Source organism: uncultured Campylobacter sp., assembly GCF_938045595.1.
GTDB lineage: Bacteria > Campylobacterota > Campylobacteria > Campylobacterales > Campylobacteraceae > Campylobacter_B.
In genome coordinates, this window is sequence record NZ_CALIBB010000172.1 from 1 (window position 1) to 14,374 (window position 14,374).

Annotated in this window: 14 protein-coding genes; 10 read left to right on the forward strand and 4 right to left on the reverse strand. The window is 49.0% G+C overall.

Going from position 1 to position 14,374, the window contains the following annotated elements; all coding sequences use genetic code 11:
* Both Q0340_RS06890 and nadE read right to left on the reverse strand, forming a co-directional pair.
* On the reverse strand, nucleotides 1-803 hold an 803-nt coding region (locus Q0340_RS06890), incomplete at its 3' end, for a DegT/DnrJ/EryC1/StrS aminotransferase family protein (protein WP_298082695.1).
* Between the two features lie 10 nt (nucleotides 804-813).
* The gene (nadE, locus tag Q0340_RS06895; protein ID WP_298082696.1) at nucleotides 814-1,617 is read right to left on the reverse strand and encodes an NAD(+) synthase; all 804 of its coding nucleotides are present in this window, start codon (nucleotides 1,615-1,617) and stop codon (nucleotides 814-816) included.
* 95 nt (nucleotides 1,618-1,712) lie between these two features.
* On the opposite strand from nadE, the gene Q0340_RS06900 reads away from it, so the two are divergent.
* Nucleotides 1,713-2,312, forward strand: coding sequence for an MBL fold metallo-hydrolase (locus Q0340_RS06900; protein WP_298082697.1), 600 nt, complete (start codon nucleotides 1,713-1,715; stop codon nucleotides 2,310-2,312).
* 71 nt (nucleotides 2,313-2,383) lie between these two features.
* Here Q0340_RS06900 and Q0340_RS06905 read toward each other — a convergent pair whose 3' ends face one another.
* Complete coding sequence (locus Q0340_RS06905; RefSeq protein WP_298082698.1) at nucleotides 2,384-2,512, reverse strand: hypothetical protein; 129 nt, start codon at nucleotides 2,510-2,512, stop codon at nucleotides 2,384-2,386.
* Nucleotides 2,513-2,891: 379 nt separating this feature from the next.
* The gene (gene cmoB, locus Q0340_RS06910) at nucleotides 2,892-3,785 is read right to left on the reverse strand and encodes a tRNA 5-methoxyuridine(34)/uridine 5-oxyacetic acid(34) synthase CmoB (protein WP_298082699.1); all 894 of its coding nucleotides are present in this window, start codon (nucleotides 3,783-3,785) and stop codon (nucleotides 2,892-2,894) included.
* Nucleotides 3,786-3,892: 107 nt separating this feature from the next.
* Here cmoB and Q0340_RS06915 point away from each other — a divergent pair, with 107 nt between their 5' ends.
* From Q0340_RS06915 to Q0340_RS06955, 9 genes are all read left to right on the forward strand, one after another.
* A complete protein-coding gene (locus Q0340_RS06915) occupies nucleotides 3,893-4,948 on the forward strand; it encodes a transglutaminase-like domain-containing protein (RefSeq protein ID WP_298082700.1) in 1,056 nt (351 codons plus the stop codon).
* 418 nt (nucleotides 4,949-5,366) lie between these two features.
* Nucleotides 5,367-6,437, forward strand: coding sequence for a transglutaminase domain-containing protein (locus Q0340_RS06920; RefSeq protein WP_298082701.1), 1,071 nt, complete (start codon nucleotides 5,367-5,369; stop codon nucleotides 6,435-6,437).
* A gap of 22 nt (nucleotides 6,438-6,459) precedes the next feature.
* Complete coding sequence (locus tag Q0340_RS06925; protein WP_298082702.1) at nucleotides 6,460-7,410, forward strand: hypothetical protein; 951 nt, start codon at nucleotides 6,460-6,462, stop codon at nucleotides 7,408-7,410.
* A 197-nt stretch (nucleotides 7,411-7,607) separates the two neighbouring features.
* A complete protein-coding gene (locus tag Q0340_RS06930) occupies nucleotides 7,608-8,309 on the forward strand; it encodes a cytochrome-c oxidase (protein WP_298082703.1) in 702 nt (233 codons plus the stop codon).
* 412 nt (nucleotides 8,310-8,721) lie between these two features.
* Nucleotides 8,722-9,960, forward strand: a complete 1,239-nt coding sequence (locus tag Q0340_RS06935) for a hypothetical protein (RefSeq protein WP_298082704.1) — start codon at nucleotides 8,722-8,724, stop codon at nucleotides 9,958-9,960.
* A gap of 218 nt (nucleotides 9,961-10,178) precedes the next feature.
* The gene (locus tag Q0340_RS06940) at nucleotides 10,179-10,613 is read left to right on the forward strand and encodes a hypothetical protein (RefSeq protein ID WP_298082705.1); all 435 of its coding nucleotides are present in this window, start codon (nucleotides 10,179-10,181) and stop codon (nucleotides 10,611-10,613) included.
* 552 nt (nucleotides 10,614-11,165) lie between these two features.
* Nucleotides 11,166-11,333, forward strand: a complete 168-nt coding sequence (locus tag Q0340_RS06945) for a hypothetical protein (protein WP_291936580.1) — start codon at nucleotides 11,166-11,168, stop codon at nucleotides 11,331-11,333.
* Nucleotides 11,334-11,342: 9 nt separating this feature from the next.
* Nucleotides 11,343-12,899, forward strand: coding sequence for a disulfide bond formation protein B (locus Q0340_RS06950; RefSeq protein ID WP_298082706.1), 1,557 nt, complete (start codon nucleotides 11,343-11,345; stop codon nucleotides 12,897-12,899).
* Between the two features lie 21 nt (nucleotides 12,900-12,920).
* Nucleotides 12,921-14,363 carry a hypothetical protein gene (locus tag Q0340_RS06955; RefSeq protein WP_298082707.1) on the forward strand — a complete coding sequence of 481 codons (1,443 nt, stop codon included), beginning with the start codon at nucleotides 12,921-12,923 and terminating at the stop codon, nucleotides 14,361-14,363.
* The last annotated feature ends 11 nt before the right edge of the window (nucleotides 14,364-14,374 follow it).

Below are 14,374 nucleotides of genomic sequence, written 5' to 3' on the forward strand. Positions count from 1 at the left end.
GCTGCGGCGATCTGCTTGCGGCGCTTTATAAAGGTATCGGTTTTTTCAAACTGGGCGATGGCGTAGGCGGAATTTATGGCGTCAAGATCGTATTTTTGACCGATGCGATCGACGTCGTAGGTAAAGGACATATTGCCGTCTTTGTAAAAGGCGTCCCCTACGATGCCGCCGTTTCTTAAAATTTGCGCGGCGCTTGCGATCTCATCGTCGTTCGTAACGAAAAAGCCCGCCGTAGAGATCGCGTCTTGCGCTTGAGGATTGATCTGAAAGCACGATATGAGCGAGCTTTTAAGCGCTCCGATTTTTGCGCCTTTATAGGTAGCGCCCATAGCGCGGCACGCATCGTCTATAAGGATGATATTTTCGCTTTTGGCGACCTCGCTGATGGCGTCTATATCCGCAGCAAGCCCTGCGATGTGCGAGATGAAAGCGCATTTTAGCTTTTTGTGGCGGTTCTGATCTATCGTGCGAGCAAGGCTTTCGCTCGTAATGTTAAAGCTTATCGGATCGATATCTACGAAAACGGGCTCTGCGTCGAAGTGGCGGATCACTTCGGCGACGTTGGGGAAGGAATTTACGGAGCATAAAATTTTATCTCCGCGCTTAATATCCATTGCGCAAAGCGCCAGATGCAGCGCCGTCGTGCCGCTCGTGGTAGATACGGCGTGCTTTACGCCGAAATATTTACAAATATCCTCTTCAAAAATTTCGCTATATCTTATATCGCTGTTGTAGAGGGCGCTTTTGATTAAATCTTCCTCTTTTTTATCGATTTGAGCCTTATAAAACGGTATCTCTTTCATAAATCTCTCCTTAGTGTGCGGGCTCTATGCGGGCGACCGCGGGCGCGCGAAGCTTAAAATTATTTTTAAGAATTCTACGGACGACAAATTTCACCAGCTCTTGATTGTGGTGCGAGTTTTGCAGATATTTTAGATCGTTTGCGGTTATTTGCTCGCCTGAGCGAAATTTCGTCCGCAGCGTTTCGTGCGAAAAAATATCTCTTAGCACACTATCTAAGATCTCGTAGCTGTATCCAAGCTCACGTTCGTCGCTTTGGTTTTCCCATAGATCGGCGCTCGGCGCTTTTTTGATGATCGCATCGTCTATGCATAAAATTTTTGCGAATTTAAACAGATCGGTTTTTAAAATTTCTCCGATCGGATTAAACGCGCAGGCTAAATCTCCGTAAATCGTGCCGTAGCCTAGCATCCTCTCGCTAAGATTGCTCGTGCCTACGACTACGCCGCGTTTAGCCGCGCTGTAATCATAAAGCAAGCTCATTCTTATGCGCGCGGCGAAATTTCCGATGCGAAGAGCGCTTGCGCCCGGATTTAAGGCGATGAAGCTCTCTATAAACGGCGCGATCTCTTTGATCTCGTAGGGGATATTAAAAGATTCGCAGTGAAAGATGCCGTCTGCCATATTTTCTAAATTTGAACCCGCACTAGGTAGGATAAGCCCGTAAGTGGGGATCTCGGTAAGTGCACAAAGCGCGGAAACCACGGCGCTGTCAAGCCCACCGCTGATGCCTACTACAAAGGCGTCCGCGCCCGTTTCATCGAGTCTCTCCGATAAAAAATCGGTCAGTTGCGGCAGCAAATCGTCCAAAAACATAATATTTAGCCTTAAAATTTTACGTTAAATTGCGCGAATTTTAACTATTTTTGGCTAAATTACGGCTTTAATTTAAGCTTAAAAGGAGGATTTAAATGCAAATTTTAAAAAAAGCTTTCGGTGAATACGCGACGAACTGCTACATTCTAAAGGGCGAGCAGGGCGATTTGGTGATCGATCCGGGCGAGGGCAGCTTTGATTGGGTGATGCAAAATACGGAAAAGATCGCTGCGGTTTTGAACACGCACGGGCATTTCGATCATGTTTATGACGATGCGAAGCTGCAAAAAGCGGGCGCTAAAATTTATATCCATGAGGAAGACGCCTTTATGTTGCGAGCGGATCCTTTTGATACGATGCCGGAACCCATAGAAGCTGATGTGCTCGTAAAAGGGCAGGAGCAAAGCTTTGAAATAGCGAGCTTTAACGTTAAATTTAGCCTTTTTGCCGGACATACGCCGGGCAGCTGTATGATCGAAGCGGGCGGCGTGATTTTTAGCGGCGACGTAATATTCAAAGGCTCTATCGGCAGGTGGGATTTTCCCTTTTCAAGCGGCGCGCAGATGAGAGAGTCTTTGCATAAAATTTTGCAGATAGAGGGCGATTTTACGCTCTATCCGGGGCACGGAGCAAATACTAGCCTAGCGGCCGAGAGGCAAAATTTAAAATATTTTTTGCAGCTTTTAAAGCGCTGATCGTTTAAATTTAATTGCGCTTTGTCGCGCAAAAAGCGGTGAAGCGGAGTGAAGCTGGTCGGCGTTAAATTTTATACCGCTTTGCTCGTGGGCGCTAGAATTTGTGCCGCTTTGCTCACATTGCAGGCGCCGAAATTTGCCGCTTTATTTGCGGCTGCGGGCGTTAAAATTTCTGCGCCCTGTTCGCACCATGCGTTCATTGGCGAAGATGCGTAGATAAAATTTTAAAATTTACCGCCGCTTATTAAATTTAGTAAAATTCCGTGCCGCCGTGTGCGCAAGACGCAAAGCGTAATGCAAAAGCAAAATTTAAAATTCGTGCTGCCGTGCGTGTAAAGCGTAGCGCAAAAGGCGAAATTTAAAATTTGCGCCGCCGTACCGACCCTGTCCGCTACAATAGATCCAATCCGACTTGAGCCCGCTAAATTAGCTAAATTCCGCACTCTGTCGAATGCAAAATTTTCCCCGCGAACTGATTAAATTCAGTAAAATTTTACGCGTTTTTAGAAATGCAAATCACGCCCGAAACCCATTTTATATCGGTGTGCGGGTACACGAAAAATGTCTTAAAGGCGCAGATCACGCCCTAAGCCGCACGTAGATACGCCTCGGGGCAGGGTAACCCTCGATCGTGCGCGAGCTGTCGTGCGGGTCAAGAAAATTCTCCAAGCTCTGCCCGTCGATCCACTCCGTTTTGCGCTGTTCGCTAGCATCCGTGGGCTTTTGAGCCAAAATTTCAAAATCCTTAAATTTCGCCCGCTCGCACCAATTCTGCAGCGCGCCGACGGTCGGGACGAAGTAGATATTTGAAATTTTCGAGTAGCTGTTTTTTGGGCACAGCGCGAAATCGCCCGCTCCTTCGATATACATCGTGTCTAAAAACACTTCGCCGCCCGTATTTAGCGAGGCGCGCAGATCTTTTAGCATCTTTACGGGGTCGCTGCGATGGTAGATGACGCCGAGGCAGAAGATCGTGTCGAATTTGTGCTCGTAAAAGGGCAGATGCTCCACGCCCAAAAGCTCGAATTTCGCGCCGCTACGGAGGAATTTCTCGATGAAGCGAAACTGCAGATAAAATAGTGCGCCGGGATCGAACCCCACTAGCCGCGCAGGCGCTAGCTCGCTTGCGCGAAACATGTAGTAGCCGTTGTTGCAGCCCACGTCGGCGACGGTTTTGCCGCTCAGATTTAAAAACGGCCGTAGCAGGTTAAATTTAACGAAGCTTCGCCACTCGGCGTCGATAAAAAGATCATTCAGCGCGAAAGGCCCCTTGCGCCACGGCTTTAGCGCCCGCGCTATACGCAAAATTTCATTCTTTTGCTCCGCGCTAGCGCTAAAGCTTGCGCGCACGACGTCGCCGCACTCGCAGTCGCACTCGCCTATTTGTAGCGCCTCGATCGCGCTTAAAATTTCGCGGTTTTGCCCGCTTTGCAGCCTTTTAAAGTTCTCGTCTCTGATTTTTTGCAGATCCATTTTTAATCCTAAAATTTCAAATTTAGCGCCATTTTAACATAAAATTTTATCCATTTTAAGGCGCAAAGAGATAAAATCGACTTGCAATTCAAGCAAAGGAGCAAAAAATGCAAGAAGCAAAAACGAGAAAATTTAGTCTCAGGTTTAATCACGAAATTTCAAGTAGTGGCGCAGAGGTGCGGCTTTGGCTGCCGTTAGTGCTGCAAGAGCCCTATCAGAGGTTGCTTGGCGAATATCATGCCCGCTCAAATGCGCAAGAGTCGGCTGTCTGCGGAGATCATATAAGCACGTACTACGCGCGCTTCGCACCCGATAAAGAGGCAAGAGCAGGCGTCGGCAAATACGGCGAGCAAGGTGTCGTAGGCGAAGAGGATGATTATTTTGAGCTTAGCTTTGATATCGAAATTTCGGAGCGAAACACTGATTTTAGCAAGGTAAGCTTTAATGAAAACGAGCGCTTGAGCCCCGAGATTGAGGAGTTTTTAAAGCCTTCAAAGCTAATTCCGGTAGAAGGCGCTACGAAACAAAAATCAGACGAGATCACCGGCTCGCTTAAAGGCGATCTGGAAAAGGCGCGCGCGATCTACGAGTGGGTCGCAAAAAATATGAGCCGCGATAATAGCGTGATCGCATGCGGCAGCGGCGACGCAGCGACGATTTTAAGCAGCGGCAAGCTAAGCGGCAAATGCGCCGATATTAATAGCGTGTTCGTCGCGCTCTGCAGGGCAGCTGGCATTCCCGCGCGCGCTATTTACGGCATCCGCACAGGCGCGGCGCAGAAATTTTCGCCTGAAATGGGCGTCATGGGCGCCCTAAACGGCGGTGCGCTTGAAATTTCGGGCGCGCAGCATTGCAGAGCGGAATTTTATCTAAAAGGCCACGGCTGGATCCCGGTCGATCCTGCGGACGTTACGAAGGTGCGATTGGGCGAAAACTTAAGCGAGGATGATTCCAAGCTGGCGCGGGTGCGCGAGTATCTTTTCGGTAACTGGGAGCCGTGCTGGCTGGGCTTTAACTACGCTCGCGAAATCGTGCTAAATCCGCGCCCGGCGCATGTCCCGATTGAAATTTTTTCGCATCCGTATTGCGAAGTGGGCGGCACGCCGAAAGATCCGTACTCGCCTAAAAATTTTATCTACGAGTATTTTTCGCGAGAAATTTAATCCTCTGACGGCTTGCATTTTGCTGCCGCGATTTGTTTAAGCTAAGCTGCCGCGCTTCGTCAAAGCTTAACCGTTTCATCGAAACGCACGCTTGGCTTTTGCGACAGCGGCGCTTTTTGCGTGGTTTAGCCTACGCCGCCAATACATACTGCCTGCGCGCCTAGTTTGCCGGCTATCATGCCCGCTTTGGCGAAATTTCGCGCCGTGTCTTTGGGCGAAATTTTGAAATTTTAAAATTCCGCGGCGAGCAAAATTCTAAAATTTTAAAGCGAGCGAAATTTTGAAATTTTAAATATGGATAGAATTTTAAAATTTACGGCTTGCAGAATTTTAAATTTAGCGATTTCAAAGCCGCAAAAGGTTAAAATCCACGCGTAATTAGGGCTAAGGCTTAGCCATTTTATTTTGAAGGCATTTCATGCAAAGACGCGATTTTTTAAGAAACACTGCGATTTTAGGCGCCGTTATGGCAACTCCGAGTACCATTTTGGGCGGGGAAAAAGTCATTGGCAAAAAGAGAGCTTTTGGGCTCTCGCTAAATCACGAAATTTTGGAGAAGGGCAAGCAGACGCGGCTTTGGATACCGCTTCCTCTTATCACGGAATATCAAAAGGTAAGCGACATAAAATTTGACGGCAATTTCAACGATCCATCCGTGGACTATGGCGAAATTCCGACGCTCTATGCCGGCTACGTCGGTGTGGCAAAGCCCACGCTAAACATTAAATTTAGCGTCGAGACCTTTGAGCGAAATACCGACTTTAGCAAGGTAAAATTTAATCCCAACGAAAAGCTTAACCCCGAGGTGGCGAAGTTTTTAGAGCCTAGTGCGCAGATTCAAATCGACGGCGTCGTCAAGCAAAAATCAGACGAGATTGCAGGCGGCATCAAGGGCGATTTGGAAAAGGCGCGCGCGATTTATACGTGGGTGGCGAACACTATGCAGCGCGATAACAGCGTGCTAGGCTGCGGCTTAGGGGACGTGAAGCAAATTTTAAGCAGCGGCAAGCTAAGCGGCAAATGCACCGACATAAATAGCGTTTTCGTCGCACTTTGCCGCGCGCAAGGCATCGCCGCAAGAGAGATGTTTGGTATCCGCGTAGGCGCGTCGAGATTTAGCGCTCAAATGGGCGTCGCGCCTAAAGACGGCGTCAGCCATATCTCGGGTGCGCAGCACTGCAGAGCGGAATTTTATCTAAAAGGCCACGGCTGGATCCCGGTCGATCCCGCAGACGTTACGAAAGTGCGCCTGGGCGAGAAGCTAAGCAATGACGATAGCAAGCTTGCTAAAATTCGCGAGTATTTATTCGGCAACTGGGAGATGTGCTGGATCGGCTTTAACTACGGCAGAGACTTCACGCTAAGCCCACGCCCAGCGCAGTTTCCGATCAATAATTTTGGCTATCCTTACGGCGAAGTGGACGGCAACACGCTTAATTACTACTCGCCGAAAGATTTCAGCTACGATTACAGATCGAAGGAGCTGTAACGGTAAAATTTGAAAAATCAAAATGTCAAAGTCCATTAAAATCAAAGAATCGCGGTTAAATTTAACCCCTTGTTACGAACTAACGCCAAAAGAGGCGCGAGAGCTCGTCAGCATCGGCATCACCGAGCGCGGCGAGATATATTTTCTATGCGAGGATGCGGGTGAATACGTCATAAAATTTATACAAGACGGGCGGCTGCGCGAGATAAAAACCGACGCGGACGAAAACGGCTACCGCTTCGCCGTGCCCGTGGATTTTCCAAACCGTTGGGCGCTGCTAAACGCTCGCTCGCGCTACGATGAGAAGCTAAAACGCAGCGAGGAAAATTTAAAATTTATCGATGAGCTGGGCGCCCGGACGAGCAAAATTTGCGTGGGCGACGGCATAGCAAAGATCATAGCACAAGGCGGGCGACTCTACGTTTCATATTTTGGCGACGGGCTCTTCGGCAACTTCGGCGGAGACGAGTGCGAACTCGCCGTTTGGAACGAAGCGGGCGAAAAGCTCTATGGATTTGACCTCAGCCGGATTCACGACTGCTACGCGATAAATCTATTTGGCGGCGCGTGCTACGCGCACTATTGCAGTAGCTTTGATTTCGTGCGTATCAAGGACGGGCAAGCCACGGCGTATACTCCGAAAATCAGTTCTTATAAACCGGGCTCCGCGGCTATTAAAACGTGCGAGCTAGAATTTTCAAAAAGCGATTATATTTTTGCGAGCCGCGACTTCGCGCTGGATGAGCGAAGCGTGCTGTTTTGCCCGGCTGATAACGACAAAGAAGAGCTGTTTTTGTTTAAATTTAAAGGCGAAACGCTAGAATTAGACAGAAAAATCAGCCTAAATTTTCTCGGCGCAGACGGCCCTAAAAATAACAAAAATGAGGGCTGCGGCTCGTACGGGAACGGCGAATATTTAGCTCTTTTAAAAGGCGCCAAAATTTATAAAATTTGCGTGAGCGAGCTAAATTGAAATGTAAATTTAGCAGCTAACGGCGTCTAAATTTAGCCGCGTAAAGCGTCGCGCTGAAGCCGAATAAAAAGAAAATAGAGCCGCCGCAAAAATTAAAATTCCGCAAAAATATATTCGTTAAAAATCAAACGCCGCGTCTTAAAATTTCAGGGTATAATTACGAAGCAAATTTACAAAATTTAACCGAAGGAGAGACCATGAAAAAATTTCGCTCACTGCTGCTCTGCGCGGCGGCGGCTGCGACTTTGAGCGCCCAGGGTGAGGATAAAGTGGAAAAAATCACTTCGATCGACATCTATGTTTCGCCGTTTTATTCGGCTAAGGAGGGCAAGCCCGAATACGTGCACGTTTACGAGCCGATCGACGATCTGTTGATGAAAAATGACGTGCCGAGCCTGAAAAAAGCGATCAAAATCATCGAGGACGCCCCGGACATGGTCGCTCCGACCACGCTGATGACCGTCGCTGCACGCGCTTATGATCTGGGGCTTAAGGACGACGCGGTGTTTTGGTTCTACGCGGGCAAAAATCGATTCCTAACCTTCGCTCGCGTCATCGACATCAAGGACGAGATATTTCGTGAGACCGAGTCCGCGAACGCGGCATTTTTGCAGCTAGTCGGCAACGTGGTAAATCCATACGCATTCTGCGATCTTGCTAAACAGCGCGATGCGGCGGGACGCGCCAGGGACTGGGTCAAGGCGCACCCGTATAAAGCGATATTTGATGAGAAATTTCCATCGCACTTCGTAGATCGCGCCGCTGCGCTCAAGGCAGCCGAGGACAAAATGGACGCCGCGCTGCTTAGGCAGGACGAGTTTTTCGCAGACCCCGCTAAAAAGGCGGACTTCCTAGCCAAGCGCAAAGCAAATAACGCGGATAAGCGCTTCTGCGATTAGTATCGCCTAATCAGCGGCACTTTTGAAAAATCGGCATTATTTGAAATTTTGAGCTGCCAAAAATTTAGTATTGCATTTTTATCTCTTCAAACGGATCTGCGCGTGAATTTAAAATTTTATTACGTAGAATTTTATCGCTAACGGCACGCAGTGAAGCTTTGATATAAATCAGCCTAGATCTGTTTAAAATTTAGCAGAAGCTCGCACGCAATTCTATTTCGCATAAATTCTATCGACAACTAACGCAAAATCAGATCAAAATATTACTAAAATTCCAGCAGTTTGGCGACGTAAAATTTCACCACTACCGCCTAAAAATCGAAGTTTTTTAAATTTAGCCGCACGCCGAAATTTTATCCGTTTTTATATACGAACATTATATAATTATCAAAATTTTTTCCAAGGAGAGAGGATGAAAAAGCTCGCTACGATACTTGCGCTGCTCTGTGCGGCGGCGTTTGCCAAGGAGTATGAGTATATGGTGCAAAGTATGAGCTACGGCTCACTCGGAGGGCGCAAGGAGAGCACGTATCTAAGCTACGACGCGGCGGCGCGCAAGCTGGAGCAGATAAGAGACAGGAACTCCTCGGACGGCCTAGGCTCTAGCTACAAAGAGATCAGCTACTTTGACAAAAAGGGGGGAATGGTTAAATTTGAAGTATTTAACCTCGATCTTAAAAGCGGCAAGTGGAAAAAAATAGAAGACTACACGGAAAGCGTAAAGGGTAACGTCACGACGCGCGAGAGCAATTCGATAGCGGATGACGGCACGCGCAATGCGAGCAAAACCGTCTCCAGCTACGACGGCAACGCGACCGAAGATATGCGATATAAGCTCACAAAGGGCAAATGGCAAAAAGAGAGCATGAGCAGATCCGTAAAAAACGCGTGGGATAAGGAGGAGCTTACGATAAGCTTCAAATGGGACGGCAAGAGCTGGCAGCCCAAAGATAAGACCGAAATTTTCTACGACACCGCAGGAGAGATGAGCGGATACGTAACCTACGAGTTTGTAAACGGCGCGTGGCAAAACAGCGAGCGAGAGATGCTTAACGGCGATCGAAACGGCAGCTACGAGCAGATCCGCAGCACCTTTCAAAACGGCGCGTGGCAAAACGCGACGATGAGTAAGCATGAGCTTGATGCTGCGAAGGACGAGGGGATCGTTACGAGCTTCATCTGGAACGACGAGAAGGGCGCGTGGGATAATATGAGCAAACAGACCGCTATCAAGAAGGGCGCGGATCTTAATATGACATCTTATCTATGGGATGAGCAGCTTAAAGATTGGGTCAAAAGCTACTCAAACGGCGAAATTTACGACAAATCGGGCGAGCGCCCGCTCGTGCAAAGCTACGAATCAAATTCCAGCAGCGGCAACAAATACGTCTATAGCTACGACGAGCGCGGCAGCAATACGGCGATGGATATCTACAAGCTTGATGCGAACGGCAAATGGGTGCAAACCGGGCGCTCGGAGGCCACTTACGATACCGCAATCCCGGCTGATAGCGTGGGATACGGAGCCGCGCTGATGATGTTTGAGATGCCTAGTATCTACGCGATAACGAGCTTTAAGGAATTTAAGCTTAAAGATGGAAAATACGAGCTCATAACGGAAAAGACGTGGAAATATAAAAAGATAAAGTAGCGTTTGAAGATGCGCCGGTAAAATTTCGCGGCTAAATTTTATCTGCGCGGCCTTGCGCGAGTGCTGTGGTTAAATTTTATCGTCGCGGCGTCTGCAAGCTTTGCATTTAAATTTATACGGCGCGGAGGTATTTGCGTAAGCGCCGCGTAAATTTTAAAATTTAAATCCTATGCCGCAGCAGGTCCGCACGCAGCGGCGGCAAAAGAAAAGGTTGAAAAATGGTTTTAATTAGAGCGGTAAAGGCGGCTATTTCGGCTTTAATTTCGGCGAGTATCTGTTTTACCGCCGTAGAGACGCAAGATCACGGCGCGGCGAGCGAGCAAAAACAGACGGCGCAAGGCGGCGGGAGAGATGATCAAACGCCCGCGGACAAGCAAAGTAGCGAAATAAGCGCAACAAAGCACGCAGACGAGCAAGGCGACGAGGCGCAAAATTTTAAAATCAAAAGGCGCTATTTTCGCAGCTGTTCGTGCCTACACAAACAAAAATCAAAGGAGCCAGTCTATCTCTATGATGAAATTTCGCAAGAGCAGGCCGAAAAATCGGCGAGCTATTTCATCGGCTATTTCAAAGAGGGCAAGCTAAGCCGCTATGAGAAAATTTACGAAGGCGAGAGAGCTTTTTCGAGCGAGGATATAAAGCGGAGCGAATGAAATCGCAAATTAGCGGCAAAGAGGCGCGATGAAATTTCACGCCGCCCAATGCCAAAAGAGCGCGCGTTAAATTTTATACATTCGCTTTTGCGCAGGCGGCCGCTCTAATCTTTTAAATTTTACGGCTCGGCACTCTACGACGATAGCGCAGCCGCTTTTGCTTTTTCGTCGCTAAAGACGTCCCGTCGCATAGCCGAAATACTCGTTGCCGCTTCGCTAACGATACTCCTCGTCGCTTCACAAAGATAGTTCTCGCCGCGACGCTTTTTTTAAGGCCGCAGTCAAAGCGGCAAAATCATCAAAATTTTAAAATTTTATACCGAATATAAGATCGCGGAGCGGCTAAGTCCAGGGTGATCGATCGCTTCATGCCTAACGCATCGCGACTCAAATTTATCTTAATCGATCATTTTTTATCCGTTGATATATAGTTTCAAAATACGTATCGCTACAAAAATATATAAATTTTCATAGGTAATATTAAAATTTAAGTAAAATTTTATCCTAGCTGCATTACCATTCAATAACTATTTTCACGATAAGGAGAACGGCATGGAACTACTGATCCTTGTTTTGCTAGCGGCTGCCGTATGGCTAGTGTGGCGAAAGCCCGCGAAAGAAAAGGTTGCCTTTAGGCTCTTCGTGCTCGGCGCAGCACTGTGCTTTGCGATGTATTTTATCGCGAGCTTTACCTCCGTGCTGCCCTTCGGAAGCTATTAGGAGGGCGCTATGCAAAAGAGATTTAACCTACTAATGACCACGGCGGTTTTACTGATCCTTGCCATCCCCGTAGGCATCGCAAACATCTACCTCGGATACGTCGTGGGCGAGAGCCCCTGCACGCTATGCTGGTTCGAGCGCATCGGCATGATCTTAATCGGCGTTTTAGGCATCTTCATCTTGCGCTACGGAGCCAAGATCAAATATGTCTCGGCAGTCTTCATCTGCGCGGCATACGGGCTTTTTATGAGCATCCGCCACACCTCGCTCGACGGCTTTGCGTGGGACGTAGGGATGGGATTTGGCGACGCGATCTTCGGCGCGCACACTTACACGTGGGGCGCATTCGTGTATTGGGCCGTCGTTTTGGTAATGCCCGTGATGCTACTTTTTGCGCCGAAAGCGCAAAACCTAGACGAGCAAAGCGAAAGCTTCAACCCCTTTAGCGCATACACGACCGCGATCGTCGCGATCTCGTTCGCCGTCATCGTCTCAAACGCCTTTCAGGCCTTCTTCTCCACGGGCGTTCCGCCTTTTAGCGGCAAAGGCGAGCCCGAGAGGATAAGCTTAAACTTAGCTCAAGCGAGCGATAAATGGACCGCTCAAATTTGGACGAGGCTGCAAAGGCCCTTTTCACTTACGGGCAAAAACAAAGTGCAGATGCCCCATATCGCCGGCGCTTTAGAGGAAGGGGCGTTTAAATTTAACGAAAATCCAAACGACGGCGCCGTGAAAAATTTAAAACCCGCCCTTAAGATCAAAAGCAAAAAGCCGCTTGCGTTTAAAGCGACGGGGATCTTCGGCCAAGGAAACGCAGGCGGGCTCGCATACGACGCCGCAAGCGATGAGTTCGCGGTCGTCTCGACGGCTGCGGGGGTGTACTTTCTAGACGGCAGCCTGCAAAACATAACGCACCGTGCGATCCTAGATAAACCGAACGGATACGACATCAGATACAGCGTCGATAGCACCTTTGCAGACGGCAAGCTCATCACGACCGCTTTCAACAAGACCCTTTGGGCGGTGGAAAAAGCGCCGCAGGGCGAGATCGATAAATTTAAAGAGTGGAACACCTTCCGCGAAAGCAGCGGCGGGCTAAAGACCTCGTGGTATAGAGATCGCCCCGTCGTGCTAACCGTCAGGGCAAAAAAGGCCTACGTCCTATCGATCGCAAGCGACCCCGCAAGCGAGTTTATGTATATGTTCTCGGTGCCGAATGAGGTTTCAAAAAAAGTCGTCGTCATCAGAGTCGATAAAAACGATCAAACTTTAAGCGCCGAAAGCGTCCTAAAACCGGGCGCAGGGCTTGAGCTAAAAGACGGGCGCGATCTAAACGACTACTACATCACCGGCGCCGACGTGAAAAACGGCAAAATTCTAGCGCTTAGCAAAAACTACAACACCCTACTCGTCGTAGATGCAGAGACGATGAGGGCGGTGGATGCCTACGAGCTGCCTGCCGTCGGCGATATGCACGCTATCGCGATCAAGGGCGAATCGCTCTTCATCTTAAGCGTGGAGGGCGGACAGGACGTCGTGTATGAGCTCGAAAGCCCCGCGATTTAAAATTCAGATAAAGGAGCGGTCATGAGAGGTTTTTTTAAAATTTCGCCCGAGGATGCGGCAGATTTTGCGGCGCTAAATTTAAAGGCGCGAGCGATTATTTCGGCAGGCGTCTTTAGGGCGCGGGCGGCGGTAAATTCGAGGGCGCGGACGGCAGTTTTAGCAGGCTCCATTTTGGCGGCGACATTAGCGCTTGCGATGCCTGCGGGCGCAACCGAGACGGGCAAGACGCACGAAACGGCATCAAATTTCAAAGCGCGAACGGATAAAATTTGCCTACAAAAGACGAGTTATAAAACAGAGGGCGACGCCGTGCCGCGCTACGAATATGAAGTGAGCCAAAACTACGACGCTAAAACCCGCCGCCTAGAAAAAATCTACAAAAAGAGTGGCGAAGAGGGATCGTCCGTATCTAAAAGCTTTAGTAAATTTGACGAAAGCGGCGAGCGCGAGATCGAAAACGTCGAATATGACTGGGACGCGAATACAAACAAATTTCGCGAAACGGCGATAAGCAAGCAGGAGATCGCTACTGACGGCTCAAAAATTTATTTCAGCCTGCAAAGCAAGGACGGCAAGCCATACGACGGGGAAAAAGCCGTCGAAAAGCGCGAGGGCAAAACGGAAATTTTACAAAATTTCACGCTAAAAAAGGGTAGATGGACGCCGACACACCTTACTAAAAGGATTGTCGATGAAAGCGACAGAAACAATTTCGTATCGACCTACGAATGGAACGCCAAAGCGAAAAAATGGATGCCGTACGAAAAATCGATATATCACTACAACGGCGACGTTTACGCGGGCTCCGAAGGCTACGCATGGCGCGGCAAATGGGTACCGCTTACAAAACACACCGTCTTTACGGCCGCGGACGGGACGCGCAGCGAGATAAATTTTATATGGAAGGACGACACATGGCAGCGCGATGAAAAGATCTTGCGCAAAATCGAGCCTAAGCATAGACGTTTTACCGAGCTAAGATCGCGCTGGGACGCCGCAAAAAACGAGTGGAGAGAGTACTACAAAAACGTGCACGAGGAGACTGAGGAACGCAGGCCTCTGCGCGAGCAAACCGCGCTTTGGCGCGAGGAGTCGCAGCGCTGGGAGGTCGTGTTTGAAAACGAGTTTAGCTACGACGCGCGCGGCAACGTGATAAAAAATCGCACGGCTTCCGATGGCAAGCAGTACGAGTATATCTATGACTACGACGAGGCGGGCAATAACATCTCGATCACCCTGCGCGAGCCTGATGAGAGCGGCAAATGGCACGAGACGCAAAAGACGCAAAACGTCTTTGAGCCTGAAATTTTAGCGCACGACGTCCTGGATCGCGGCTTCATCGGCGACTACATAGCCGCGGGCGAAAACGCGATCAAAAGCAGCAAGCAGTATTTTCTAAAGGACGGCGAGTTTAAGCTAAACGAAACTCGCGAGTGGGTTTACGGAAAGTGCGAGCCGCAATAAAATTTGGAAAA

Bases quoted from the DNA above. Each gene is read 5' to 3' on its own strand.
- nadE (WP_298082696.1), bottom strand. From the start codon at position 1,617: ATGTTTTTGGACGATTTGCTGCCGCAACTGACCGATTTTTTATCGGAG.
- Q0340_RS06900 (WP_298082697.1), top strand. From the start codon at position 1,713: ATGCAAATTTTAAAAAAAGCTTTCGGTGAATACGCGACGAACTGCTAC.
- Q0340_RS06905 (WP_298082698.1), bottom strand. From the start codon at position 2,512: ATGAACGCATGGTGCGAACAGGGCGCAGAAATTTTAACGCCCGCAGCC.
- cmoB (WP_298082699.1), bottom strand. From the start codon at position 3,785: ATGGATCTGCAAAAAATCAGAGACGAGAACTTTAAAAGGCTGCAAAGC.
- Q0340_RS06915 (WP_298082700.1), top strand. From the start codon at position 3,893: ATGCAAGAAGCAAAAACGAGAAAATTTAGTCTCAGGTTTAATCACGAA.
- Q0340_RS06920 (WP_298082701.1), top strand. From the start codon at position 5,367: ATGCAAAGACGCGATTTTTTAAGAAACACTGCGATTTTAGGCGCCGTT.
- Q0340_RS06925 (WP_298082702.1), top strand. From the start codon at position 6,460: ATGTCAAAGTCCATTAAAATCAAAGAATCGCGGTTAAATTTAACCCCT.
- Q0340_RS06930 (WP_298082703.1), top strand. From the start codon at position 7,608: ATGAAAAAATTTCGCTCACTGCTGCTCTGCGCGGCGGCGGCTGCGACT.
- Q0340_RS06935 (WP_298082704.1), top strand. From the start codon at position 8,722: ATGAAAAAGCTCGCTACGATACTTGCGCTGCTCTGTGCGGCGGCGTTT.
- Q0340_RS06940 (WP_298082705.1), top strand. From the start codon at position 10,179: ATGGTTTTAATTAGAGCGGTAAAGGCGGCTATTTCGGCTTTAATTTCG.
- Q0340_RS06945 (WP_291936580.1), top strand. From the start codon at position 11,166: ATGGAACTACTGATCCTTGTTTTGCTAGCGGCTGCCGTATGGCTAGTG.
- Q0340_RS06950 (WP_298082706.1), top strand. From the start codon at position 11,343: ATGCAAAAGAGATTTAACCTACTAATGACCACGGCGGTTTTACTGATC.
- Q0340_RS06955 (WP_298082707.1), top strand. From the start codon at position 12,921: ATGAGAGGTTTTTTTAAAATTTCGCCCGAGGATGCGGCAGATTTTGCG.